General features: G+C 59.3%; 20 protein-coding genes. 13 read left to right on the top strand and 7 right to left on the bottom strand.

Annotated elements, in window-relative coordinates:
- Positions 1–60: 60 nt before the first annotated feature.
- The 7 genes from argH to CRO19_RS02570 are packed head-to-tail and all read left to right on the top strand — an operon-like array spanning position 61 to position 7,073.
- The gene (gene argH / locus CRO19_RS02600) at positions 61–1,488 is read left to right on the top strand and encodes an argininosuccinate lyase (protein WP_097094475.1); all 1,428 of its coding nucleotides are present in this window, start codon (positions 61–63) and stop codon (positions 1,486–1,488) included.
- Between the two features lie 10 nt (positions 1,489–1,498).
- Entirely contained in the window at positions 1,499–2,374 is an 876-nt protein-coding gene (locus tag CRO19_RS02595; protein ID WP_097094474.1) for an amino acid ABC transporter permease, read from the top strand.
- 13 nt (positions 2,375–2,387) lie between these two features.
- Positions 2,388–3,152, top strand: a complete 765-nt coding sequence (locus CRO19_RS02590; RefSeq protein ID WP_097094473.1) for an amino acid ABC transporter ATP-binding protein — start codon at positions 2,388–2,390, stop codon at positions 3,150–3,152.
- Positions 3,153–3,168: 16 nt separating this feature from the next.
- Positions 3,169–3,990, top strand: coding sequence for an ABC transporter substrate-binding protein (locus CRO19_RS02585; RefSeq protein ID WP_097094472.1), 822 nt, complete (start codon positions 3,169–3,171; stop codon positions 3,988–3,990).
- 12 nt (positions 3,991–4,002) lie between these two features.
- Positions 4,003–4,848: a polysaccharide deacetylase family protein gene (locus CRO19_RS02580; protein ID WP_097094471.1), complete on the top strand. Its 846-nt coding sequence runs from the start codon at positions 4,003–4,005 to the stop codon at positions 4,846–4,848.
- Positions 4,841–5,728 (top strand): polysaccharide deacetylase family protein, encoded by an 888-nt coding sequence (locus CRO19_RS02575; protein ID WP_097094470.1) that lies wholly within the window; start codon positions 4,841–4,843, stop codon positions 5,726–5,728. Before CRO19_RS02580 ends, CRO19_RS02575 begins: the two co-directional genes overlap by 8 nt.
- Positions 5,712–7,073 (top strand): MmgE/PrpD family protein, encoded by a 1,362-nt coding sequence (locus CRO19_RS02570; protein WP_097094469.1) that lies wholly within the window; start codon positions 5,712–5,714, stop codon positions 7,071–7,073. The genes CRO19_RS02575 and CRO19_RS02570 overlap by 17 nt, the downstream gene beginning before the upstream one ends.
- Before the next feature lie 100 nt (positions 7,074–7,173).
- Here CRO19_RS02570 and CRO19_RS02565 read toward each other — a convergent pair whose 3' ends face one another.
- Positions 7,174–8,259, bottom strand: a complete 1,086-nt coding sequence (locus CRO19_RS02565) for an iron-containing alcohol dehydrogenase family protein (protein WP_097094468.1) — start codon at positions 8,257–8,259, stop codon at positions 7,174–7,176.
- Positions 8,259–9,215: an agmatinase gene (gene speB, locus CRO19_RS02560; protein WP_097094467.1), complete on the bottom strand. Its 957-nt coding sequence runs from the start codon at positions 9,213–9,215 to the stop codon at positions 8,259–8,261. The genes CRO19_RS02565 and speB overlap by 1 nt, the downstream gene beginning before the upstream one ends.
- A 124-nt stretch (positions 9,216–9,339) precedes the next feature.
- Between speB and CRO19_RS02555 the strand changes: the two genes are divergently transcribed.
- The 3 genes from CRO19_RS02555 to ybiB are packed head-to-tail and all read left to right on the top strand — an operon-like array spanning position 9,340 to position 13,456.
- Positions 9,340–10,236: a LysR family transcriptional regulator gene (locus CRO19_RS02555; RefSeq protein WP_097094466.1), complete on the top strand. Its 897-nt coding sequence runs from the start codon at positions 9,340–9,342 to the stop codon at positions 10,234–10,236.
- 54 nt (positions 10,237–10,290) lie between these two features.
- Complete coding sequence (dinG, locus tag CRO19_RS02550) at positions 10,291–12,435, top strand: ATP-dependent DNA helicase DinG (protein WP_097097564.1); 2,145 nt, start codon at positions 10,291–10,293, stop codon at positions 12,433–12,435.
- A gap of 52 nt (positions 12,436–12,487) precedes the next feature.
- Positions 12,488–13,456, top strand: coding sequence for a DNA-binding protein YbiB (ybiB, locus tag CRO19_RS02545; RefSeq protein ID WP_097094465.1), 969 nt, complete (start codon positions 12,488–12,490; stop codon positions 13,454–13,456).
- A gap of 165 nt (positions 13,457–13,621) precedes the next feature.
- On the opposite strand, the gene CRO19_RS02540 is transcribed toward ybiB, so the two are convergent.
- From CRO19_RS02540 to hutH, 3 genes are all read right to left on the bottom strand, one after another.
- Positions 13,622–14,779: a M20 aminoacylase family protein gene (locus CRO19_RS02540; RefSeq protein WP_097094464.1), complete on the bottom strand. Its 1,158-nt coding sequence runs from the start codon at positions 14,777–14,779 to the stop codon at positions 13,622–13,624.
- Between the two features lie 276 nt (positions 14,780–15,055).
- Complete coding sequence (gene hutU / locus CRO19_RS02535) at positions 15,056–16,741, bottom strand: urocanate hydratase (RefSeq protein ID WP_097094463.1); 1,686 nt, start codon at positions 16,739–16,741, stop codon at positions 15,056–15,058.
- Between the two features lie 10 nt (positions 16,742–16,751).
- Positions 16,752–18,305: a histidine ammonia-lyase gene (gene hutH / locus CRO19_RS02530; protein WP_097094462.1), complete on the bottom strand. Its 1,554-nt coding sequence runs from the start codon at positions 18,303–18,305 to the stop codon at positions 16,752–16,754.
- A gap of 319 nt (positions 18,306–18,624) precedes the next feature.
- Between hutH and hutC the strand changes: the two genes are divergently transcribed.
- The gene (gene hutC / locus CRO19_RS02525) at positions 18,625–19,380 is read left to right on the top strand and encodes a histidine utilization transcriptional repressor HutC (RefSeq protein WP_097094461.1); all 756 of its coding nucleotides are present in this window, start codon (positions 18,625–18,627) and stop codon (positions 19,378–19,380) included.
- On the opposite strand, the gene CRO19_RS02520 is transcribed toward hutC, so the two are convergent.
- Both CRO19_RS02520 and CRO19_RS02515 read right to left on the bottom strand, forming a co-directional pair.
- Positions 19,364–19,903: a HutD/Ves family protein gene (locus CRO19_RS02520; RefSeq protein WP_097094460.1), complete on the bottom strand. Its 540-nt coding sequence runs from the start codon at positions 19,901–19,903 to the stop codon at positions 19,364–19,366. The two genes, hutC and CRO19_RS02520, sit on opposite strands and share 17 nt — an antisense overlap.
- Positions 19,900–21,255 carry a formimidoylglutamate deiminase gene (locus CRO19_RS02515; RefSeq protein ID WP_097094459.1) on the bottom strand — a complete coding sequence of 452 codons (1,356 nt, stop codon included), beginning with the start codon at positions 21,253–21,255 and terminating at the stop codon, positions 19,900–19,902. Before CRO19_RS02515 ends, CRO19_RS02520 begins: the two co-directional genes overlap by 4 nt.
- Before the next feature lie 85 nt (positions 21,256–21,340).
- Here CRO19_RS02515 and hutI point away from each other — a divergent pair, with 85 nt between their 5' ends.
- Together hutI and hutG are read left to right on the top strand one after the other, a co-directional pair.
- On the top strand, positions 21,341–22,558 hold the full coding sequence (gene hutI / locus CRO19_RS02510; protein ID WP_097094458.1) for an imidazolonepropionase: 1,218 nt from the start codon (positions 21,341–21,343) through the stop codon (positions 22,556–22,558).
- Positions 22,555–23,346 (top strand): N-formylglutamate deformylase, encoded by a 792-nt coding sequence (hutG, locus tag CRO19_RS02505; RefSeq protein WP_097094457.1) that lies wholly within the window; start codon positions 22,555–22,557, stop codon positions 23,344–23,346. The genes hutI and hutG overlap by 4 nt, the downstream gene beginning before the upstream one ends.
- The last annotated feature ends 193 nt before the right edge of the window (positions 23,347–23,539 follow it).

The raw sequence follows: 23,539 nt of genomic DNA, 5'->3' as shown, positions 1-23,539 counted from the left end.
GCTAGTGGCGCATTCATATCTTTTTCATATCGCTGATGATTATCTGTAAGGGGAAATAGCATGTCTGATAATGCCGAACTGTTATGGGGCGCGCGTTTTAAAGCGGCACCGGCGGCGAGTTTAACCGCGCTGTCTCGTAGCCCGGATTATTATTTTGCGCTGGCACCTTACGATCTGGCGGGCTGCCGGGCACATGCCCGTGAGCTGGCGCGCGGCGATCTGCTGAGCGCAGAAGAACTCAGCACCATGCTGGCAGCGATTGACGCATTGGATGCCGATTATCGTGCCGGTCAGCTGCATCCGATTGCCGCCGATGAAGATGTGCACACCTTTATCGAACGCGCGCTCACCGAACGCTTAGGGCCGCTCGGCGGCAAGCTACGCGCCGGACGTTCGCGTAACGATCAAACCGTTAACGATCTGCGTCTCTATCTGCGCGATAACGGCCGCAAGGTGGTGAGTGCACTGCTGGCGTTGCAGCAGGCGCTGGTGGAGCAGGCGGCAGCGCACACCGAAAGCGTCGCGCCCGGTTTTACCCATTTGCAGCAGGCGCAGCCGATTGTGTTTGGTCACCAGCTGTTGGCCCATGCGCAATCTTTTGCTCGCGACATCGAACGCATGCAGGATTGGGATCGCCGCAGCGCGCGCTGTCCGCTCGGCGCCGCCGCCATGGCCGGTTCCGCCATTGCGCGTCAGCCGGCGCAAGCCGCCGCCGATCTTGCCTACCTCGCGCCGTGCGAAAACTCGATTGATGCCGTTGCCAGCCGCGACTACGCCGCTGAATTCCTGTTTGTCACCAGCATGATCGGCATCAACCTGTCGCGCCTGTGCGAAGAGGTGTGCATGTGGGCCTCGCGCCAGTTCCGCTGGGTGGAGCTGCACGACAGCTACGCCACCGGCAGCTCAATCATGCCACAGAAGAAAAACCCGGATATCGCCGAGCTGACGCGTGGTCGCTCTGGCCGTTTGGTTGGCAACCTGATGGCGCTGCTGACCACCATGAAAGCGATGCCGCTCTCCTACAACCGCGATCTCAGCGATGACAAGCGCAACGTGATTGATGCGGTAGATACCCTGCTGCTGGTGCTGCCGGCGATGGCCGGGATGATGGCAACGCTAAAGTTCAATACCGAGGTGATGCGCGAGCAGGCGCCAGACGGCTTTACGCTGGCGACGGAAGTGGCCGACTGGCTGGCGATGCGCGGCGTGCCGTTCCGTGAGGCGCATGAAATAACCGGACAGCTGGTGCAGCTGTGCGAGCGCGAAAACTGCGGGTTGTCGGATCTCAGCGATGCGCAGCTGCAGACGGTAGACGCCCGCTTAACGCCCGAGGTGCGCCACGCCCTGACGCTGGAAGCCGCACTGGCGGCGCGCAGCGGTTACGGCGGCACCGCGCCGGCACGGGTGCGTGAGCAACTGGCGCGTCTGCAAACCCTGATGCAGGACCAGCAGCGCTGGACCGAAGATTACGCTGGCCCGCGCGCCTGAGGAGGCTTTTATGTCGTCAACGCCTATTGAGCCGAGTTTAAACAACAGCCGCGAGCAGACGCATTACGATCTCGATCGCTATCAGGTGGTGCCACGCCGCTACTACGGCCGCATAACGGCGTCGGCGGTGATTCTGATCCTGTTAGCGCTGCTGGTGAATGCGTTTGCCCACGGCAATATTGAGTGGTCATTTGTAGCGCAGTTCTTCACCGCGCAGGCGATTCTCAACGGCGTGGTGAATACGCTGATCATGTCGGTGCTGGCGATGGGGCTTGGCGTGCTGTTCGGCGTGATCACCGCCATCATGTATATGTCGCCGAATCCGGTGCTGCACTACATCGCCGTTGGCTATGCATGGATCTTCCGCGGTACGCCGCTGATTTTGCAGCTGCTGCTGTGGTTCAACCTCGCGCTGGTGTTTCCCACCATCAGCATTCCCGGTCTGTTCAGCGTGCAAACCGTCACCTTTATGACGCCATTCCTCGCCGCGCTGCTTGGGTTGAGCATCAATCAGGGGGCGTACACCTCGGAAGTGGTGCGTGCCGGATTGTTGTCAGTGGATACCGGACAGTACGAAGCGGCGAAAGCCATCGGCATGCCGCGTCTGCAGGCGCTGCACCGCATCATTCTGCCGCAGGCGATGCGCGTGATTCTGCCGCCGGTCGGCAACGAATTTATCAGCATGATCAAAACCACCAGTCTCGCCAGCATGATTCAGTACTCCGAATTGCTCTACAACACGCAAACCATCTACTTCGCCAACGCGCGCGTAATGGAGCTGCTGTTCGTGGCGGGCATCTGGTACCTGATAGTGGTCACGCTGCTGTCGTTTGGGCAAAGCAGACTGGAACGTTACTTCTCACGCGGCCATCGTCAGCGTCAGTAAGCAGGAGCCAAACATGAGAAACATCGTGCGCGCCGTGAAGGTGAACAAATATTTCGACCAGTTCCACGCCCTAAAGGATGTCAGCCTCGAAGTGAACTACGGCGAGGTGATGTGTATCCTCGGCCCGTCCGGTTCCGGCAAAAGCACCTTTTTGCGCTGTATCAATCAGCTGGAAAAGGTCGATAAAGGCGGGATTTGGGTCGACAACGAACTGGCGGGCTATCGCATCGCTGGCAACAAATTGCACGCCTTAAGCGACAAGCAGATTGCGCGTCAGCGCCTGCAAACCGGCATGGTTTTCCAGCGCTTCAATCTCTTTCCGCACAAAACCGCGCTGGAGAACATCATCGAAGGGCCGTGTCGCGTGCTGCTGCGCCCGAAGCGTGAAGCCTGCGAAGAGGCGATGGCGCTGCTGGAGCGCGTGGGCATGGCGCATAAAGCGCATGACTATCCGCAGTCGCTCTCCGGCGGCCAGCAGCAGCGCGTGGCGATTGCCCGCGCGCTGGCGATGAAACCCAAACTAATGCTGTTTGACGAACCCACTTCGGCACTGGATCCGGAGATGGTGGGCGAAGTGCTGGCGGTGATGCGTCAGCTGGCAAAAGAGGGCACCACCATGCTGGTGGTCACCCACGAAATGGGCTTTGCCCGTGAGGTGGCCAATCAGGTGGTGTTTATGGATGAGGGACGCATTATCGAGCAGGGCGCACCGGAAGACATTCTGCTGAACCCGCAAAATCCACGGATGAAAAACTTTATTAACGCGATTCTTCTTTAACGTGACCGGGGTGAATATGAAAAAGCTGTTATTGAGTGCCATCAGTGCCGCCGTGCTGCTGCAATCGTCTGCCTGGGCAGATATCGCCGTGCCTGCCGCCATCAAAGAGAAAGGGCTGACGGTAGCGATCATGCCGAACTATCCGCCAATGGATTTCAAAGATCCGGCCACTAACCAGCTAACCGGGGTGGATTACGATCTCGGCCAGGCGATTGGTGAAAAACTCGGTGTGAAGATCAACTGGCAGGAGATCGCCTTTGAACAGATGGTGAACGCGGTAGTAACCAAGCGCGTCGATCTGGTGATGTCCGGCATGACCGACACCAAAGAGCGCCAGCAGGTAGTGAATTTTATCGACTACTTCAAAACCGGCCCGCAGTTCTATACCCAAACCGCGCGCAGCGATATCAATAGCGCGATGGATCTGTGCGGTAAGAAAGTCGGCACCAGCCGTCGCACCACCTTCCCGTTAGAAATCGCCAACTGGTCTAAAGCCCACTGCGAGGCGGCCGGCAAGCCCGCCATCATCGTGGTGGGTGCGGAAGGTACCGCCGATGCGCGCACCCAGCTGCGTCAGAACCGTCTGGATGGCGTGGTGCAGGGCAGCGAAACCCTGCCGTACATCATGGATCTGGAGAAGGGCAAATATAAGCCGCTCGATAAAGCCTTCTCCTTCCAGTACACCGGCATGGCGGTGGGCAAAGATGCGGGCGAACTGACCACGGCAATTCAGGCAGCGATTGATGCCATGATCGCCGATGGCTCTTACCAGAAAATCCTCGGCAAATGGGGCCTGGCCGATAACGGCGTGACCAAGGCAACGGTCAACCAGGGCTAAAGGAGCGAGCAGATGCAACAACCGGGCGCAGTGCGCTGGCCGCAGGGAAAACGCGGCTGTATGGCGCTGGCGTTTGACCTCGACGGTCCCACCGGCGATGCCATGTTGAATGGCAGCCTGTGGTCAACGCCAGAGTATTTCACCTTTGGAGCCTACGGGCCGTACCGCGCGCTCGGGCGTCTGCTCGACCTGCTGCGCACCTTCCAGATTCCCGCCACCTTTTTCGTTCCGGCGTGGGTGGTGGAGCAGTGGCCGCAGCAGTGTCAGGCGATTATCGAACAGGGCCACGAAGTGGCCTATCACGGCTATCGCCACGAATCGTTCTGGTCAATCTCGCCGGATGAACAACGCGCAGTAATGGCGAAGTCCGCTGAGATTTTTAAACAGTATCTCGGCATCACCGCCTGCGGTTTTCGCACGCCATCGGGCGACTGGCATGCCGAAACGCCGCAGATTCTGCGCGACGCGGGTGTGATCTACTCCAGCAGCATGCGCGGTGACGATCGTCCCTACAGCATTCCGGTGGCGGGGTATACGCCGCTGGTGGAGATTCCCGGCAAGTGGGAGATGGACGATTACGCCTCGCTGGCTTATACGCGCCAGCCCGATTTCCCCAAAGGCGGCGATCGTATCGCCAGCTATGCGCACACGCGCGATAACTGGCAGCGCGAGTTTGATGGCGCGATGGATGAGGGCTTGTGCCTCACCACGCTGTTCCACCCGAAAATCTCCGGCCAGCCGGGACGACTTCTACTGTTGGAGCAGCTGTTTGAACAGATGACGGCGCGCGATGACGTGTGGTTTGCGCGCTGCGACGCAGTGGCGCAGTGGTATCTGCAGGAGCAACAGCATGACTGAACCTTCACGCTGGCCGCTGGGCTTCCAGTCGGCGGCGATCCTCACCATCGATTTCAACGATATCCACGGCATTCTCACCCAGGCACCGGCGGTGGCGGGGCGCGATAAAACCCTGTCGGTGTGGCGTTACGGCACGCTGCGCGGCGTCGATCGCCTGCTGGCGCTGCTGACGGAAAAGCAACTCAAAGCCAGCTGGTGCATGCCGGCGATGGTTGCCGAAGAGCAGCCGGAATTAGTGCAGCGCATGGTGGCGGATGGCCATGAAATCGCCTGTAGCGGCGATGGGCATGAAGATTTCTCGGCTTTAACGCTGGAGCAGCAGATCGCCAGCGTGACGCGCGGTTGTGACAAGCTGGCGCTGCTCACCGGTCGCGCCATCACCGGCTTTCGCACGCCCGCCGGACAGTGGAAACCGGGGCTGGCGCAGGCGCTGGTTGAGTGCGGCATTCGCTGGTCATCGAGCTGGCGCGGCGACGATTTGCCGTACTTCCATCCCGGCACGCGCTTAGTTGAGCTGCCGATGCACTACACGCTGGAAGATGAGCCGTACTTTGCTTTTAATCTCAGCCCGGCGATCCCGCCAGGCCAATCGCGCATCGCGCCCTACGGTGAAACGCTGGCGAACCTGACGCAGGATTTTCACGGCTTCCACCGCTTTGGTCTGTGCTATTTGCTGCGGCTGCATCCGGAAATCATCGGTACCGCCGGACGCATTGGCCTGCTGCGTTCGCTGCTCGACACGCTGCAACAGCATAACGTGTGGATCGCCACCGCTGAGCAGGTGGCGGCGCACTGGCAGACGCAGCCGGAGAACGATTTCTCGCATCCGGCGGAGGTGTTCAGCCGCATCATCGGAGGTACACATGGCGAGCACGCTTGATCAACTGGCAGCCTTTATCGCCGAAACCCGCTTTGCGCAATTGCCTGCGCCGCTGGTGGAGCAGGCGAAACGCCATCTGCTGGATACGCTCGGCGCTTCACTGGCGGGCTGCGATAGCCCGATTTGGCGTGAGTGTCTGGCACTGGTCAATGCTGAAGGGGGACGCGAAGAGGCGCAGGTTTGGGGCAGCGCGCAGCAGGTTAATGCGCGTCAGGCGGCGTGGCTGAACGGCGTGGCGGCGCACATGTATGAACTGGATGATACCGGCGGTTGCGATCACTCCGGTGCGGTGGTGATCCCGGCGCTGCTGGCGGCGCTGCCGCTGGCGACGCAGCCGGTGGATGGCCAGGCGCTGATCGTTGCGATGATAATTGGCTATGATGTTGGCCGCCGGGTGCTGGAAGCCTGCGGCGGCTATTCCGCCCACAACGGTGCGGGCTGGCATTCTACCGCCAGCTGCGGCGTATTTGGTGCGGCAGCGGCGGTCTGTTCGCTGCTGCAACTGGATCGCGCGCAGTGTGCTTCTGCGCTGGGCATTGCCGCCAGCTTTAGCGGCGGTTTATGGGGCTTTATCCACGACGGTTCGCACACCAAAAAACTGCATGCCGCGCGTGCCGCAGAAGGCGGCGTGCAGGCGGCATTGCTGGCGCAGCGCGGCATTAACGGGCCTGCCGCGGTATTCGAGGATCGCTGGGGCGGTTTTCTGCAAACCTTAGCGCCAGAGACGCAGCAGCCGCAGGCGCTGACGGCGGATCTTGGCGAGGTGTGGAAGCTGGCGCGCTGCTCAATCAAGCCGTACGCTTCGTGCCGTGGCACCCATGCGGCGATTGATGCGCTGAATATATTGCTGCAACAGCATGATGTGCGCGTGGAGCAGATTGCGCGCATCGTGGTGGGGGTGAATTCGTTCCTGCTGGAGATGTGCGGCGGACGCGAGCTGCGCAGTCTGGCAGCGGCGCAAATGAGCTTGCCCTATGCGCTGGCAGCGCGCGCGCTGTATGGCTCGGCGGAGCTGGCGAGCTATGACGACGCTAAACGTCTGCATCCGAATGTGGAAGCGCTGCTGGCGCGGATTGAGCTGGTGATTGATGAGCAGCAGAGCCGCGACGACGAGCCGTGGGTGAGGCTAGAAACGCAGCAGGGCGCACAGTGGCAGCAGCATGTACCGGTGCCATCGGGCGCGCCGACCAATCCGTTAAGCCTTGAGGCGCTGTTGACGAAGTACCGCAGTCTGGCGGGGCGCGTGCTGCCGCTGCCGCAGGTCGAACAGCTGGAAGCGGTGTGTCTGGAATTGGATGAGGTGGCCGACGTACGCGAAGTGGTGGGGCTGTTGGCGGTCAGGTAAAAACCAGGTCGGCATAAATGCCGACCCTACAACGTCAGCAATTACGTCAGTGCCGCCGACCCTACAATGACCGTAGGGTCGCCATTTATGGCGACCGCTATCAAATCCGTGCCGCCAACCTTTCAACCCGCTCAATCACCGCCAGCAAACGCGCCTCTGTCACCGCTTCGGCCATATTCGCCATATCCGGCGCGTGCACCGATTCACGTACAATCAGCGCCAGCTCACGCTCATCCAGTTCTGCAATCTCGCCCAGCGTCAGCGGCACGCCGCAGTCGCGCGCCAGGCGCATCTCATCCAGCACCTCTTCATCCGCGCGGTGCTCCAGCGCCAGCAAGCACAGGTTGCCGAAGCCCACCAGCAAACCGTGGCCAAATTCACGCGTTTTATCGCAGAAGGTGAAGCCTTCATAAATCGCATGCGAAGCCGCCGCGTGCGCGCCGTTGCTCATCAGCGAGGTCAATCCCGCCCAGGTAAAAATCGCATCCAGCACCTGATCCAGCGACGCGCTGCTCTCACTGCGCTGTACTGCGGCATAGGCCGCTGGGCCGTGTTCCGCAATCACGTCATAACAGATTTGGCTGTGCGCCAGAGAGGATAACGCATTGCCTGCGCGCGCCGGATGACGTGCACTGACCGCGCGGAACTCGTACCATTTCGCCAGCGTATCGCCCAAGCCAGCCGCCAGCCAGCGCGGCGGCGCGTTGGCCAGCAGTTCGCTGTCGATAATCACTGCCGCCGGTGCCTGCGGCAGCGGGAAGATATCGAAGAAATTGCCGTTATCGTCATAGCGAATACTCAGCGGCGTCACCGCTGAACAGGTGGCGGCGATGGTCGGCAGCGTCACCACCGGCAAGCCGAGCTGCGCGCCGACCGCTTTCACCGTATCCAGCGACTTACCGCCGCCAACGCCAATCAGTACCTCGGCGTGCAACTCGCTGGCGATGGCGGCCAGACGATTGATGTGTGTGATCGAGGTTTCGCCGCCAAACCATTCCTGTGCCAGCAGCGTGACGTTGGCCGTCAGCAGCTGCGCGCGTACCTGCGCTTCTACCGCCTGCAATGCCTGATGGCCGCCAATCAGCAGCGCACGCTGCCCGAGTCCGGCGCAAATCGCGCCCAGTTGATTGATCACGCCCGCACCGCGCAGCACGCGCGCCGGAAACACCAGATTCTGTTGTGTCATCACTTGTTCTCTGTGTAACGGACGCCGGGCAACACGCACAGCATCTCATAAAGGATATTGGCCGCCAGCTGTGAGGTCATGCCGCTGAGGTCATACGGCGGCGACACTTCCACCAGATCGCCGCCCACCAGGTTCAGCCCACGGCAGCCGCGCACGATCTCCAGCCCCTGCATTGAGGTCAAACCGCCCACTTCGGGCGTGCCGGTACCGGGCGCCCAGGCGGGATCGAAGCTGTCGATGTCGTAAGAGAGATACACCGGGCCATCGCCGATGCGCGCGCGCACCTCGGCCATCAGCGGCGTCATCGAGCGATACCAGCACTGCTCGGCAGGCACCAGATGGAAGCCTTGATCGACGCCCCATTGGAAATCGTCGGCGGCATAACCCTGCGCACGCTGGCCAATCTGCACCACGCGTTGGCAGTCAAGCAGCCCTTCTTCCACCGTGCGGCGGAAAGTGGTGCCGTGCGCGATCTTCTCGCCAAACATCTCGTCGTTGGTATCGGTATGCGCATCAATATGAATCAATCCCATTGGGCCATGCTTCTTCGCCAGCGCGCGTAAAATTGGCAGCGTTAGCGTGTGATCGCCGCCGAGCGTTAAGGGAATAATCGGCCAGTTATTCAGTTCGGTATAATAGTTTTCAATGATATCGACCGATTTCAGCAGGCTGTAAGTGTTAATCGGCACATCACCGAGATCGCCAACGCGCAGCGAATCAAACGGCGCTGCGCCGGTGGCCATGTTGTACGGACGAATCATCACCGAATCGGCGCGAATGGCGCGCGGACCATAGCGCGTGCCGCTGCGCTGCGAGGTGCCGATGTCCAGCGGGATACCGACAAAAGCGACGTCCAGATTGGCTGGGGACTCCACGGCGGGCAAACGCATCATGGTGCCGCGTCCGGCGAAACGGGGCATTTCATTGCCGCCTTGCGGCTGAGGGAAATCGGTCATCACGGGCTCCTGCGGCTAAGTGAAGCCCATCTTTACCCAGGCGTTGCGCAGGAAAAATCCTTGACAGCAGATAATCACTTCAGAGATTACTTAACTTTAGCCAGCAATCTCTGAAGGATAATCGGTGCAGACGCTTCCCAATCTCAAACTGCTGCAGGTGTTTGCCAGCGTGGTGGAACATCAGGGTTATTCGCGCGCGCAGCAGGCGCTGAACATGACCACCCCGGCCATCAGCGCCTACATGAGCGAACTGGAAACCCAGCTTGGTTTTATCATGTGTCAGCGCGGACGCGGCGGCTTTACGCTCACCAGCAAAGGCGAACAGTTTTATCGCTACAGCCAGGAGATGCTGGCGACGCTGGCGGGATGGCAGCAGCAGGTAGAAACGTTGAAAAGCGCGCAGGGCGGCACTTTTTCCCTTGGCGTAGTCGATGCGACCGTCACCGACGGCACGCTGGATCTGCCCGCCGCGATTGCCCGCTTCAACCAGCGCTTTCCGGCGGTATTCTTTAATCTGAGCGTGCGCGATCCCAATGAGTTGCAGCAGCAGTTGCTGGAAGATCGGCTCGACCTGGCGATTGGTCACTTTCCGCTGCGCGCCAGCAATCTGGTCACCGTTCCGCTGTATGAAGAGCAGCATTGGCTCTATTGCAGCCCTGAACATCCGCTGGCTGAGGGCCATCCAGATGTGCGTACCGTGCAGCAAACTGGCATGGTGACGCGGCGTTACTGGAATCAGCAGGAGCTGAACAAGCGCGGATTCCGCCAGAGCAACGCGTCGGTAGAGAGCATCGAAGCGCAGCTGACCTTAATACTCTCCGGTCGTTTTATCGGCTATTTGCCCGAACACTACGCACGCGGCTGGGAACAGCAAGGCGCGTTATGCCGCCTGTTGCCGCAGCATTTCCACTTCCGCGCGCCGTTTTCCTTTGCTTTTCGCCGCGGACGTGCGCGCGAAATGCTGATCCGCGCGATGCGTGAAATTCTGAATCCAGCGCGAAAAAATAGCAGCGAAAGCTGACGCTGCGCCAATACTGTGTAAAAATACAGGCCAATTCAGCAAACAGTAATGAATATGGCCCTGACAGCAGCGATAAAAAGCCAGATTGCGCAATGGTATAAGGCGCTGCAGCAGCAGGTTCCTGACTTTATCCCGCGCGCGCCGCAGCGCCAGATGATTGCCGAAGTGGCAAAAAGCCTGGCCGGTGACGAGGGGCGCCATCTGGCGATTGAAGCCCCAACCGGCGTGGGTAAAACGCTGTCTTACCTGATTCCCGGCATTGCGGTGAGTCGCGCCGAAGAAAAGCGCCTGGTGATCAGCACCGCCAATGTGGCATTGCAGGACCAAATCTTCAGCAAGGATCTGCCGCTGTTGAAGAAAATCATTCCCGATCTCACCTTCACCGCCGCCTTTGGCCGCGGACGCTATGTGTGCCCGCGTAATCTTGCGGCGCTGGCGGCCACCGAAGATCAACAGGGCGATTTATTGCTCTATCTTGATGAAGAGGCGGTGACCGGTTCGAAAGAGGAGCAGAAATTCTGCGCCAAATTAGAGAAACAGCTCAGTAGTTACCGCTGGGATGGCTTGCGCGATCACACCGATGTGAACATTGAAGACAGCTTATGGAAACGCCTCTCCACTGACAAAGCCAACTGCCTCGGCCATCACTGCCGCTGGTATCGCGAATGTCCGTTTTTCGTTGCACGTCGCGAAATTGAGCAGGCGGATGTGGTGGTCGCGAACCATGCGCTGGTGATGGCGGCGATGGAGAATGAATCGGTGCTGCCGCCGGCAAAAAACCTGATGCTGGTGCTGGACGAAGGCCATCATCTGCCAGAAGTGGCACGCGATGCGCTGGAGATGAGTGCAGAAATCACGCCGGGCTGGAGCAGTTTGCAGCTCGACCTGTTCGTACGGCTGGTGGAAACTATTATGGCGCAGTTTCGGCCAAAATCGCCGCCGCCGCTCACCAATCCGGAACGCCTCAAAGGCCACTGCGACGAAATGCGCGAGCTGTTGCAGATGCTTTGCGATGCCCTCAATCCTCTGCTGCCGGGCAACAATCAGCCGGGCGAATTCCGCTTTGTGCTGGGAGAGCTGCCCGAAGAATTGCTGACGATGTGCGCGCGGCTGTTCAAGCTTAGCGATGCACTGCGCGGCTTAAGCGAAGGCTTGCTTAATGAGCTCGGCGATCAAACCGGTAAAGCCGACATCATGCGGCTGCATAAAGCCATCATTCAGCTCAATCGCCATTTCGGCTGGTTCGAATCGATCAGCAAATTGTGGCGACTGGCGGCGATGGAGAAAGCCTCGAATGCGCCGGTATCGAAGTGGATCACGCGCGAAATCCGTGAAGGACAGGCGCATCTGCTGTTCCACTGCGCGGGCATTCGCGTTAGCGATCAGCTGGAAAAAATCCTGTGGCGCAAAATCCCGCACGTGGTAGTAACCTCGGCGACGCTGCGTTCGCTCAACAGCTTTAATCGATTGCAAGAGATGTCGGGGCTGAGCGAAAAAGCCGGCGACCGCTTTGTGGCGCTGGATTCACCGTTTAACCATATCGATCAGGGTAAGCTGGTTATCCCACAAATGCAGTTTGAGCCGCTGATGGCGCAGGAAGCCGAACACATCGCCGAGATGGCGCGTTTCTTCCGTCAGCAGATTGCCGAAGAGAAACACAAAGGCGTGCTGGTGCTGTTCGCCAGCGGACGCGCGATGCAGCAGTTTGTTAGCCACGTTACCGATTTGCGCTTGTCGATGCTGGTGCAGGGCGATCAACCACGTTCGCGCCTGGTGGCGCTGCATCGCGAACGTGTGGAAGCGGGCAAAACCAGCATTCTGGTCGGGCTGCAATCTTTTGCGGAAGGGCTGGATTTGAAGGGCGATCTGCTATCACAGGTGCATATCCACAAAATCGCTTTTCCGCCGGTGGACAGTCCGGTAATTTTGACCGAAGGCGAATGGCTGAAGAGCCTGAAACGTTATCCATTTGAGGTGCAGAGCTTGCCGAGCGCCTCGTTTACCTTGATTCAGCAGGTCGGGCGTTTGATTCGCAGCCACAGCTGCTTTGGCGAAATCGTGATTTACGATCGCCGCCTGCTCAACAAGGCTTACGGCAGTCGACTGCTGGCCGCATTACCGGTGTTCCCGATTGAGCAACCGCCGATGCCGGAAGCCAGCGGTGAAAAAGCAAAAAAACGCCGCAGTAAAAAAACCTAATTATCAATGTTGGCAGCCGCACTGCGGCGCGCCCTGGAAGCGGGAATGCCTGATGGAACTGAACAAAATCATTAAAGAGATTGGGCGTGGCAAAAATCACGCGCGCGATATCGATTTCGACACGGCGCAGGCGCTATACAGCGCGATGCTGGCGGGTGAAGTACCGGAACTGGAGTTGGGTGGCATCCTGATTGCGCTGCGCATTAAAGGCGAAGGTGAAGAGGAGATGCGTGGTTTTTATCACGCCATGCAGCAGCAGATGATGCCGCTGCAGGCGCCCGCTAATCGCCCAATGCCGATCGTCATTCCCAGCTACAATGGCGCGCGTCGTCAGGGCAATCTGACGCCGCTGCTGGCGCTGCTGCTGGTGAAACTCGGCTTCCCGGTGCTGCTGCACGGCGTGAGTGACGATCCGACGCGCGTCACCAGCGAAGCGGTGCTGGCGGCGCTGGATATCGCGCCCGTCACGACAGCAGAACAGGCGCAGGCGAAGCTGGATAACGGCGAGCTGGCGTTCATCACCATCGATCATTTGTGTGCGCCGATGGCGAAACAGCTGTCGCTGCGCTGGCGCATGGGCGTGCGCAACAGCGCGCATACGTTGGCGAAACTCGCTACTCCTTTTGCTGAGCGCGCCGCGCTGCGGCTGGCCAGCGTGTCGCATCCGGAATATGTGCCGCGCGTCGGTAAATTCTTCCAGGACATTGATGCACCGGCGATTTTGCTAAATGGCACGGAAGGTGAGGTGTATGCCAATCCGCAGCGCTGTCCGGCGATTAACCACATTCGCGGCGCAGGTGCCGAAGCGGAAGTGTGGGTTGAGCGCCAGCCGGAAGTGAGTATGGAGCTGCCGGAAAGTAAAAGCGCACCGGATACCGCCGCGTGGATCAAGCAGGTGTTAGCCGGTGAACGCGCCGTGCCGCAGGCACTGCGTTTGCAGCTGGCATGCTGTTTGGTGGCGACCGGTGAATCGGCCAACCTGGCAGACGCGGACGCGCGTTTACAATTGGCAGAGATTTAATCGAATGGGTGTCGCTGCCCGGTGCGCATTAATGCGCACCCTACAGGTTTCGTAGGGGCGCCATTTATGGCGCCCAAAAAACGTAATCATTGCTGTAGGGGCGCCATTTATGGCGCCCAAAAGGCGTAATCATTGTTGTAGGGGCGCCATTTATGGCGACCGCGATCAGGTTTTCGCCAGCACGCGCTCCACTAACTGCTGCCAGAAGGTAATACCAATCGGCAGCAGCTCATCATTAAAATCGTAATGAGCGTTGTGCAGTGGTGCGGACGGCGTCGCACCATCGGCACCCAGCCAGAAATAGGCGCCGGGGCAGGCTTCCAGCATGCAGGCAAAATCTTCTGATGCCATAGAAGGGTTAACCTGCCAGCTAACCTGCGCCTCGCCGAGCATATCCACGGCAACTGCGCGCACCTGCTCTGCCTGCTCGGCATGGTTGGCAGTAACCGGATAGCCGGGATACCAATGAATCTCGCCGCTGACGCCAAACGGGCGCGGCAATGTCGTCACAAAATCCTCAATCAGACCGCGCACGCGATTGCGCACGTCGGTCTGCAAACATCGCACCGTGCCGCGCAACACAATCTGCTCGGGGATAACGTTAATCGCTTCGCCACCGTGGATCTGCGTTACGCTCACTACCGCCGATGCCAGCGGCGACAGCCGACGTGACGGAATGGTTTGCAGCGCCAGAATCAGTTCCGCCGCCACCACCATTGGGTCGGCACCGCTTTCCGGCATCGCTGCATGGCAGCTTTTACCGTGCAGCGTAATTTCAAACGAGTCGAGTGACGCCATCATCGCATCAGGATTCACTGCCAGCGTACCCACCGGCATACCCGGCCAGTTGTGCATGGCGTAAACCGCATCCATCGGGAAGCGCTGAAGCAGACCTTCTTCCACCATCTTGCGCGCGCCGCCGAGATTCTCTTCGGCGGGCTGGAAGATAAAGTGAAGGGTGCCGCTAAAGTTACGCGTTGTCGCCAGATGACACGCCGCCGCCAGTAAGATAGCGGTGTGGCCATCGTGACCGCAGGCGTGCATCACCCCCGCTTGCTGTGACTTCCACTGGGGATCGCCTTTTTCGGTGATCGGCAGCGCATCCATATCAGCACGCAGACCAATTATTGGGCCGGGACCGTTTTCTAACGTGCCAATGACGCCGGTGCCCGCCAGGCCACGAAACACCTGTAATCCGGCATCAGCCAGAACGTTAGCGACCAGCTCGCTGGTTTGCTGCTCCTGGTAACCCAGTTCAGGATGTTGATGTAACTGACGACGCCAGTGCAGGGCGTTTTCCAGCAGGACAGCAGGCAGGCTCATAAGATAAGGCTCTCCATCAGCAGCAAGGGCTGCAAAATAATGTATTTACTGTAGTGGCAAGCGCATGGCGGCGTCTATCGTGGAGCGTAAGAATTTGGCTATAGGGTATAGCAGAATGGAATATAGCGAACGGGCTGTTACGCTCCTTCTCCCGCTTGCGGGAGAAGGCTGGGATGAGGGGAATGCTGCACAATGTTGAAAGGTGCGCGCTGTCCCTCACCCTAACCCTCTCCCGCAGGCGGGAGAGGGGATTGATCGGCGTGCGCGGGTTGGACGTTATTTCTGCATTGGCAGGTTCAGGCCGTGCTCATGTGCACAGGCCTGCGCCTGCTCGTAACCCGCATCCGCGTGACGCATCACGCCGGTCGCCGGGTCGTTCCACAGCACGCGTCCCAAGCGTGCATCGGCTTCTTTCGTGCCGTCACACACAATCACTACGCCGGAGTGCTGCGAGAAGCCCATACCGACGCCGCCGCCATGATGCAGGCTCACCCAGGTTGCGCCGCCTGCGGTGTTCAGCAGGGCATTCAGCAGCGGCCAATCCGATACCGCATCTGACCCGTCTTTCATCGCTTCGGTTTCACGGTTAGGTGATGCAACGGAACCACAATCCAGGTGATCGCGCCCAATCACGATAGGCGCTTTCAGCTCGCCGTTGCGCACCATTTCATTGAACGCCAGCGCCGCTTTATGACGTTCGCCAAGGCCGAGCCAGCAGATACGTGCCGGTAAGCCCTGGAAGGCGATGCGCTCCTGCGCCATATCCAGCCAGCGATGCAGGTTTTGATGGTCCGGGAACAGCTCCTTCAGTTTGGCATCGGTCTTGTAGATATCTTCTGGATCGCCCGACAGCGCCACCCAGCGGAACGGGCCTTTGCCTTCGCAGAACAGTGGACGTATATAGGCCGGTACAAAACCCGGGAAATCGAAGGCATTCTGCACGCCTTCTTCCAGCGCGACCTGACGGATGTTATTGCCGTAATCCACGGTTGGCACGCCCATATGATGGAAATCCAGCATCGCCTGCACATGCACCGCCATGGCGGCGCGCGCGGCTTTTTCTACCGCTTTCGGGTTGCTGATGCGCTCAGATTCCCAGCGTGCCACATCCCAACCGATCGGCAGATAGCCATTAATCGGATCGTGCGCCGAGGTCTGATCGGTAACAATATCCGGCTTCATGCCACCCGCCTTGGCGCGCTTAACCAGCTCTGGCACGATTTCAGCCGCGTTGCCCAGCAGGCCAACAGAAATAGCACGTTTCTCTTTATTTGCCTGATCAATCAGTTCCAGCGCGTCATCCAGCGTATAGGCTTTATGGTCGACGTAGCGAGTACGAATACGGAAATCGATGCGTGACTCCTGGCACTCAATCGCCAGCACGCTGGCACCGGCCAATACGCCCGCCAGCGGTTGGGCGCCGCCCATGCCGCCTAAACCGGCGGTGAGGATCCAGCGGCCGCGCAGATCGCTGGCGTAATGCTGGCGACCGGCTTCGGCAAAGGTCTCAAACGTACCCTGCACGATGCCCTGTGCGCCGATGTAGATCCACGATCCGGCCGTCATCTGGCCGTACATCATCAGGCCTTTTTTATCCAGCTCGTGGAAGTGATCCCACGTTGCCCAATGCGGCACGAGGTTGGAGTTAGCCAGCAGCACGCGCGGCGCATCGGCATGGGTGCGGAACACGCCAACCGGTTTACCAGACTGGATCAGCAGTGTCTCTTCCGGCTGTAATGCACGCAGCGAACGCAGAATTTGTTCAAAGCACTCCCAGTTACGCGCGGCTTTACCGATGCCGCCGTACACCACCAGATCTTCCGGGCGCTCTGCCACATCAGGATCGAGGTTGTTCTGGATCATGCGGTACGCCGCTTCAATCAACCAGTTGGCGCAGTGTAATTCATTACCGCGCGGTGCACGGATTTCACGGGCTACAGCCTGAGTCAAAGTTTCGCTCATCATCGATTCCTTAATTAACAGTCTTACGCTGACTTGGCAGCAGCGCGGTAAGGGAGTGTGGCCAGACAGAATCGCTGGCCCACAGGCGCATAGATTCAATATCCGGCGCCAGTAAACGGTCGTGATCGAGGAAGGCCACTTTTTCACGGATGCGGCTCATCTCCTGTTCCAGCGTCGGCGAACTCTGCAGCGGGCGATGGAAATCAATACCTTGTGCGGCAGCCATCGCTTCAATGCCCACCACGGCTGCGGTGTTGAAACACATGCTGCCGAGGCGGCGTGCCGCATAGGTCGCCATGGAGACGTGATCTTCCTGGTTCGCCGAGGTGGGCAGGCTGTCAACGCTGCCCGGATGCGCCAGCGATTTATTTTCGGAAGCCAGCGCCGCCGCGGTCACCTGGGCAATCATAAAGCCGGAGTTGACACCGCCATCGTGTACGAGGAACGGCGGCAGGCCTGAAAGACCGGTATCCAGCAGCAGCGCCAGGCGACGCTCAGAAATGGCACCGATCTCGGCAATCGCCAGGGCCAGAATATCGGCGGCAAAGGCCACCGGTTCGGCGTGGAAGTTACCGCCGGAAATCACATCGCCGCTGTCACTGAACACCAGCGGATTATCGGAGGCGGCGTTGGCTTCAATCTGCAATACCCGTGCAGCGTGCGTCAGGTTATCCAGGCAGGCGCCCATCACCTGCGGTACGCAGCGAATCGAGTAGGGATCCTGCACGCGACCACAGTGGGTGTGTGAGCTGAGAATTTCACTGCCGGATAATAAAGAAGAGACGGCGGCGGCGACGTTGATCTGTCCCACCTGACCGCGTGCTTCATGAATCCGCGCATCAAACGGTTTTACTGAGCCCTTGATCGCTTCCAGCGATAGCGCACCGGCCATCAAGCCCGCTGCGAACAGGTTTTCTGCTTCAAACAGACCGCGCAGCGCCAGCGCAGTCGAGACCTGGGTGCCGTTTAGCAGCGCCAGGCCCTCTTTAGGCCCCAGCACAATTGGCTGTAAGCCAACGCGCGCCAAACCTTCGGTGGCGGGGATCAATTCACCATTTACGCGCACCTGCCCTTCGCCCAGCAGCATCAGTGAAAGGTGTGCCAACGGCGCCAGATCGCCGGACGCGCCGACCGATCCTTTCTCCGGAATGCAGGGCATCACACCCGAGTTGAATAGCGCCAGCAGTGCTTCGATCAGTTCGATGCGCACGCCAGAATGGCCGCGCGCCAGGCTGATAATTTTGGTCGCTACCACCAGGCGTGCGACATTATCCGGCAACAAATCACCCAGGCCAACGCTGTGCGACAGCACCAGATTACGCTGCAGCTCCGCCAGCCGCGCCGAAGGAATCTGCGTCTGCGCCAGCTTGCCAAAACCGGTATTAATGCCGTACACCACGTTGCCGGATGCCACAATGGCATCAACGGTTTCATGGGCACGGTCGATGGCCGCACGCGCTTCATCTGCCAACGTAAGCGTCACCTTGCTCTGATAAATACTGCGCAAGGTCGCGAGGTCCACTTCACCGGGAATGAGGCGAATTTCCTGAACCGAACCTGACATGGTCTACTCCTGTCTATACAAGTGTGCTGGCAGGTATTGGACGCCGATACTTTGCGATGTAGCTGACCAATTTGCCGTGGATTGCGATGAGTGAAGCATAAGTGTCTAATCTTGTCTATACAAGTAGCAAGCGCTATGCCAGATTGATCGTATTCTGTGAAATGTGCCGCAATGCGCGATAACAGGCGAAACGGTAAACCGGTTGCACCAAACTGGATCGAAAGCTGCACCAGCGCTGGGCGCGCTGCACTATTGGATGTATATACATTTACGCCCTGAGACAGTAAACTTTAGACATTATTGGAAAAAGGAACAGGAAATGGCGGAGCAAACGGCAGTAGCACAGCTGGCTGCGGCGATGGGGGATGAACCCGCGCCAATTTACCAGCGGGTGAAGCAGGCGATCGTTAGCCAGATCCGTGAAGGTCACTGGAAAGCCAACCAGCGTGTGCCCTCTGAAAGTGAGCTGGTCAATGAGCTAGGCGTAAGCCGTATGACTATTAATCGCGCGCTGCGTGAGTTAACCAGCGAAGGTTTTCTGGTGCGCATGCAGGGAGTTGGCACCTTTGTCGCGGAGATGAAGGGCTACACCGCGATGCTGGAAGTGCACAACATCGCCGATGAAATTGCCCAACGTGGGCATCAGCACAGCTGCCAGATTTTGTCGATTGGGCAGATGAAGGCCGATCCGGAACAGGCGGCGGTGCTGGGCTTGTCTACCGGGCAAACGCTATTCCACTCGCTGATCGTGCATTACGAAAACGATCTGCCGGTACAGCTGGAAGACCGTTTGGTAAACCCGCTGGTGGCGCCGGATTATCTTAGCCAGGATTACCATCAGCTGACGCCCTATACCTATTTGATGCGCGTGGCGCCGCTGACGGCGGGTGAACATATTGTGGAAGCCGTATTGCCGGATCTGCGCCAGCGTAAGCATCTGGCGCTGGATGAGCACGAACCCTGCCTGCTGATTCGCCGTCAGACGTGGAGCGATAACAAGATTGTGACTTACGCACGTCTGCTTTATCCGGGCTCGCGCTATAAATTGCTGGGACGGTTTAGAGGTCACGGGTAAGCGCCACGAACAGCAGCCTGGCATCATGCGTTTGCGGTGCCAGCTGTAGCTTTTCATCCAGCCACCAAATCCCCTGATTCACTGCCAGCGTTTCCCCGGCTGGCGTTTGCCATGAGCCCGCTACCACCCACGCCACACCGTTTTCACCGCTGACCGCTGTTTGCGCAAGGCTGACCGCAGAGCGCCAGCTGCCGCGCCGCGTCATAATATTGAAGTCCTGACAGCTGCCGCTAATTTTGGCGTCAATCGCCCATTCACCGGGGAATGCCCACGGCTGCAGCGGCTGTAACCGCTGCTGAAGGTGGGCACTTTCCAGCAAGACGCTGTCGCCGTGCAGCAGGGTAATCACGCGATCAATGCCGGGGAAGGGGGAAAAGGGGCCGTCGGCGGAAATGGTCGCGATGCTGGCGCGCCACTCAAACTGCGCTTCGCCCGGCGGATAGCTGATAATTTCACGCGTCTCACCGCCGCCGTTGCGCCAGCGGCTCACCGGTAGCTGGTCATAGGCAAAGCGCGTTCTCATTGTAACGCCCTCATCGCTTCGGCAAAGTGCGCTGCCGCCTGGTGTTCTGCCGCATGATGGCCTTGATGAATGACCTGCTTGCCCGCCACAAACACGTCGCGAATCTGCTCGCGTTGCCCACCAAACAGCCAGCGATTCAGCAGCGAAGCGGTGCTAACGCTGCCGAGAAACGCATCTTCTGCCAGCACCAGCCAGTCGGCACGTTTGCCGATGGCTAATTCGCCAGCCTGCACGCCGCACGCCTGCGCGCCACCCTGCGCGGCTTGCTGCCACAGCAGATCGCCCACCGACGGCTGGTTCGGCAACGTAATGCGGTTGCGCCGACGATCGCGTAGTCGTTGGCCGTACTCCAGCCAGCGTAATTCCTCCAGCGCGCTAAGCGATACATGGCTGTCAGAACCAATGCCCCAGCGGCCACCGCGTGCAATGTACTCCACCGCCGGGAAAATGCCGTCGCCGAGATTGGCCTCGGTGGTTGGGCATAAACCTGCCACTGCGCCACTCATCGCCATGCGCTCAATCTCATCGTCATCCAGATGGGTGGCGTGAATCAAACACCAGCGTTGATCGACATCGAAGCGATTGAGTAGCCAGGCCACCGGACGTTCGCCGCTCCACGCCAGGCTGTCATTCACCTCTTTTTCCTGCTCGGCAACGTGGATGTGCACCGGCACATCCTGCGGGCAAGCGGCTAACACCTCGTGCATCTGCGCTTCATCCACCGCGCGCAGCGAATGGAAACAGATGCCATGATTAAGCAGCGGCTTATCCGCGCTCCAGCTCGCCACACGCTGCTGCTGTTGCAGGTAGGCCGCAGTTTGCTGGATAAAACGGCGCTGGCCGTCGCTGGCGGGCTGCGAACCAAAGCCGCTATAGCTGTACAACACCGGCAGCAGCGTTTGGCCAATGCCGGCGGTGTCGGCCGCAGCCATCAGGGCGAGCTGCATCGCATCATCAGCATAGGGTTGGCCGAGCGGATCGTGGTGCAAATAGTGGAATTCCGCCACCTGGCTGTAGCCACCTTTCAGCATATCGATGTAGAGATGGGTAGCGATAGCACCGACCTGCTCTGGCGACAGTCGCTGCACCATGCGATACATCAGATCGCGCCACGTCCAGAAGCTATCCTGCGGATCGCCCGCCACTTCGGCCAGCCCGGCCATCGCACGCTGGAAGGCGTGGGAATGCAGGTTGGCCATCGCCGGGATAACCGATCCAACCAGGCGCGTCGCCGTACCGGGCTCGCTGTTGGGTGTAAGGTCAGTGATGTGTCCGGTCGCGTTGGTGGCGATCAGCACGTGTTCGTGCCAGCCATCGGCCAGCAGCGCGCGGGGGGCAAAAAAAGTTGTCATGGTTGATCCTCCATGGCGGAAAGTTGTATATACATATACATACTTTGATGCGCAGTGTAAATCGCCGAACGTGAAGGGGAGTGGGATGGCAGAAACGAAGCAGATCGACAGCCTGTGGCTGGGGGCCGACATCGTTACGATGCGTGACGGGCACTACAATCTGATTGCCGACGGCGCGCTGGCGGTCGATCAAGGGAAACTGATTTGGCTAGGGCCGCGCAGCGAATGCCCGGCGTTTACTGCACGCGAAGAGCATGCATTTAGCGGCGGCATCATCACGCCCGGTCTGGTGGATTGCCATACGCATCTGGTGTTTGGCGGCGATCGCAGCCAGGAGTTTGAGCAGCGTTTGAATGGCGTAAGCTATGCGGAGATCGCGGCGCAGGGCGGCGGCATTCTCTCCACGGTGCGTGCTACCCGCGCTGCATCGCAGCAAGAGCTGGTGGCGAGCGCGCGCTGGCGGTTGGATCGGCTGCTGGCGGAAGGCGTGACCACGGTAGAGATCAAATCGGGTTACGGTCTTGATGAAGCCAGCGAGCTGACCATGCTGCGTGCCATCCGCGAGCTGGCGAAAACGGTACCCGCCGATGTGCAGGCCACCTGCTTAGCCGCGCACGGTTTCCCGCCGGAGTTTAAAGATAACCCGCAAGGCTGGATCGATATCATCTGCCAACGCCTGTTACCGCAGGTGAAAGCCGAAGGATTGGCGGATGCGGTGGATGCATTTTGTGAGCATTTAGCCTTTTCGCCGCAGCAGGTCCGCGCGGTATTTGATGCAGCTAAGGCACTGGATTTTCCGGTGAAACTGCATGCTGAACAGTTGTCGGCGCTGGGCGGCGCGGCGCTGGCGGCGCGTTACGGCGCGCTCTCCGCCGACCACCTCGAATACGCTACCGAAGAGGATGCGAAAGCCATGGCGCAGCACGGTACCGTTGCAGTACTGCTGCCGGGCGCGTTTTATCTGCTGCGTGAAACCCAGCGCCCGCCGGTGGAACTCTTCCGCCAGCACGGCGTGCCGATGGCGCTGGCCAGCGATGCCAATCCGGGCACTTCACCGGCATTATCGCTGCGCCTGATGCTCAACATGGGCTGCACGCTGTTTGGTTTAACGCCGGAAGAGGCGCTGGCAGGCGTGACCTTGTGGGGGGCCAAAGCGTTAGGACTTCAGCAGTCGCACGGTTCGCTGGAAGTGGGCAAGGTGGCGAATTTTGTCCACTGGCCGCTGGCGCGTCCGGCTGAGTTGGTTTATTGGCTGGGCGGCGAACTGCCGTGCCAGGTTATTTATCGTGGAGAAGCGCAATGACATCTTTTCATTTCACGGCCGGTAAGATTCCGCTGCTGGTCAGCATTCCGCATGCGGGCATCCAATTAACGCCAGAAGTGGAGGCCGGATTGAGCGACGCGGCGCGCGGTTTACCGGACACTGACTGGCATATTCCGCTGCTGTATGACTTTGTCCGCGATCTCGGCGCCAGCGTGTTAATTGGCCACTATTCGCGTTTTGTCATCGATCTTAATCGGCCGGCGGACAATCAACCGCTCTACGCCACGGCCACCACCGGTTTGTATCCGGAAACATTATTCGACGGCACGCCAACCTTTGCCGCCGGTAAAACGCCGAGTGCCGAGGCGCGGCAGGGCTATCTGGACACCATCTGGCAGCCGTATCACCAGCAGCTGCAGCAAGAGCTGACGCGCCTGAAAGCGCAGCACGGTTATGCATTATTGTTTGATGCGCACTCCATCGCTTCGGTGATTCCGCGCCTGTTTGAGGGACGCTTGCCGGATCTCAACATCGGGACTAATGATGGCGTCAGCTGCTCCAGCGCGGCGATCGATGCGATTAAACACGTGTGCAATGCGCAGAAGGATTACAGCTGGATCGTTAACGGTCGCTTTAAAGGTGGCTATATTACGCGCGCTTATGGTCAACCCGAGCAGGGCGTGCAGGCGGTGCAGCTGGAACTGGCGCAGCTCAATTATATGGATGAGACGCCGCCGTTTGCGTGGCAACAGGATCGTGCTGCGCAGCTACAGAAGGTGCTGAAACCGCTGCTGCAGGCGTTTATTGAAGCGGGTAAAACGGTTTAAACACGCTCCCAACATCTGTAGGGTCGCCATTTATGGCGACCGGTTTACCCTGTGCGTCATCCAGACGGTCGCCATGAATGGCGACCCTACGTGCACCATAGTGATGCGCGCCTCGCCTCCTTGTAGTGCACTATTTACGTTCATCGCGTGATTATCCCCCTGATTTTGCGGCTTTGCTATTTTGGCATAGCGC

It is taken from the genome of Candidatus Pantoea floridensis, from assembly GCF_900215435.1.
In the GTDB taxonomy this organism is placed as follows: domain Bacteria; phylum Pseudomonadota; class Gammaproteobacteria; order Enterobacterales; family Enterobacteriaceae; genus Pantoea; species Pantoea floridensis.
This window is presented reverse-complemented; position numbering and strand designations above follow the sequence as displayed.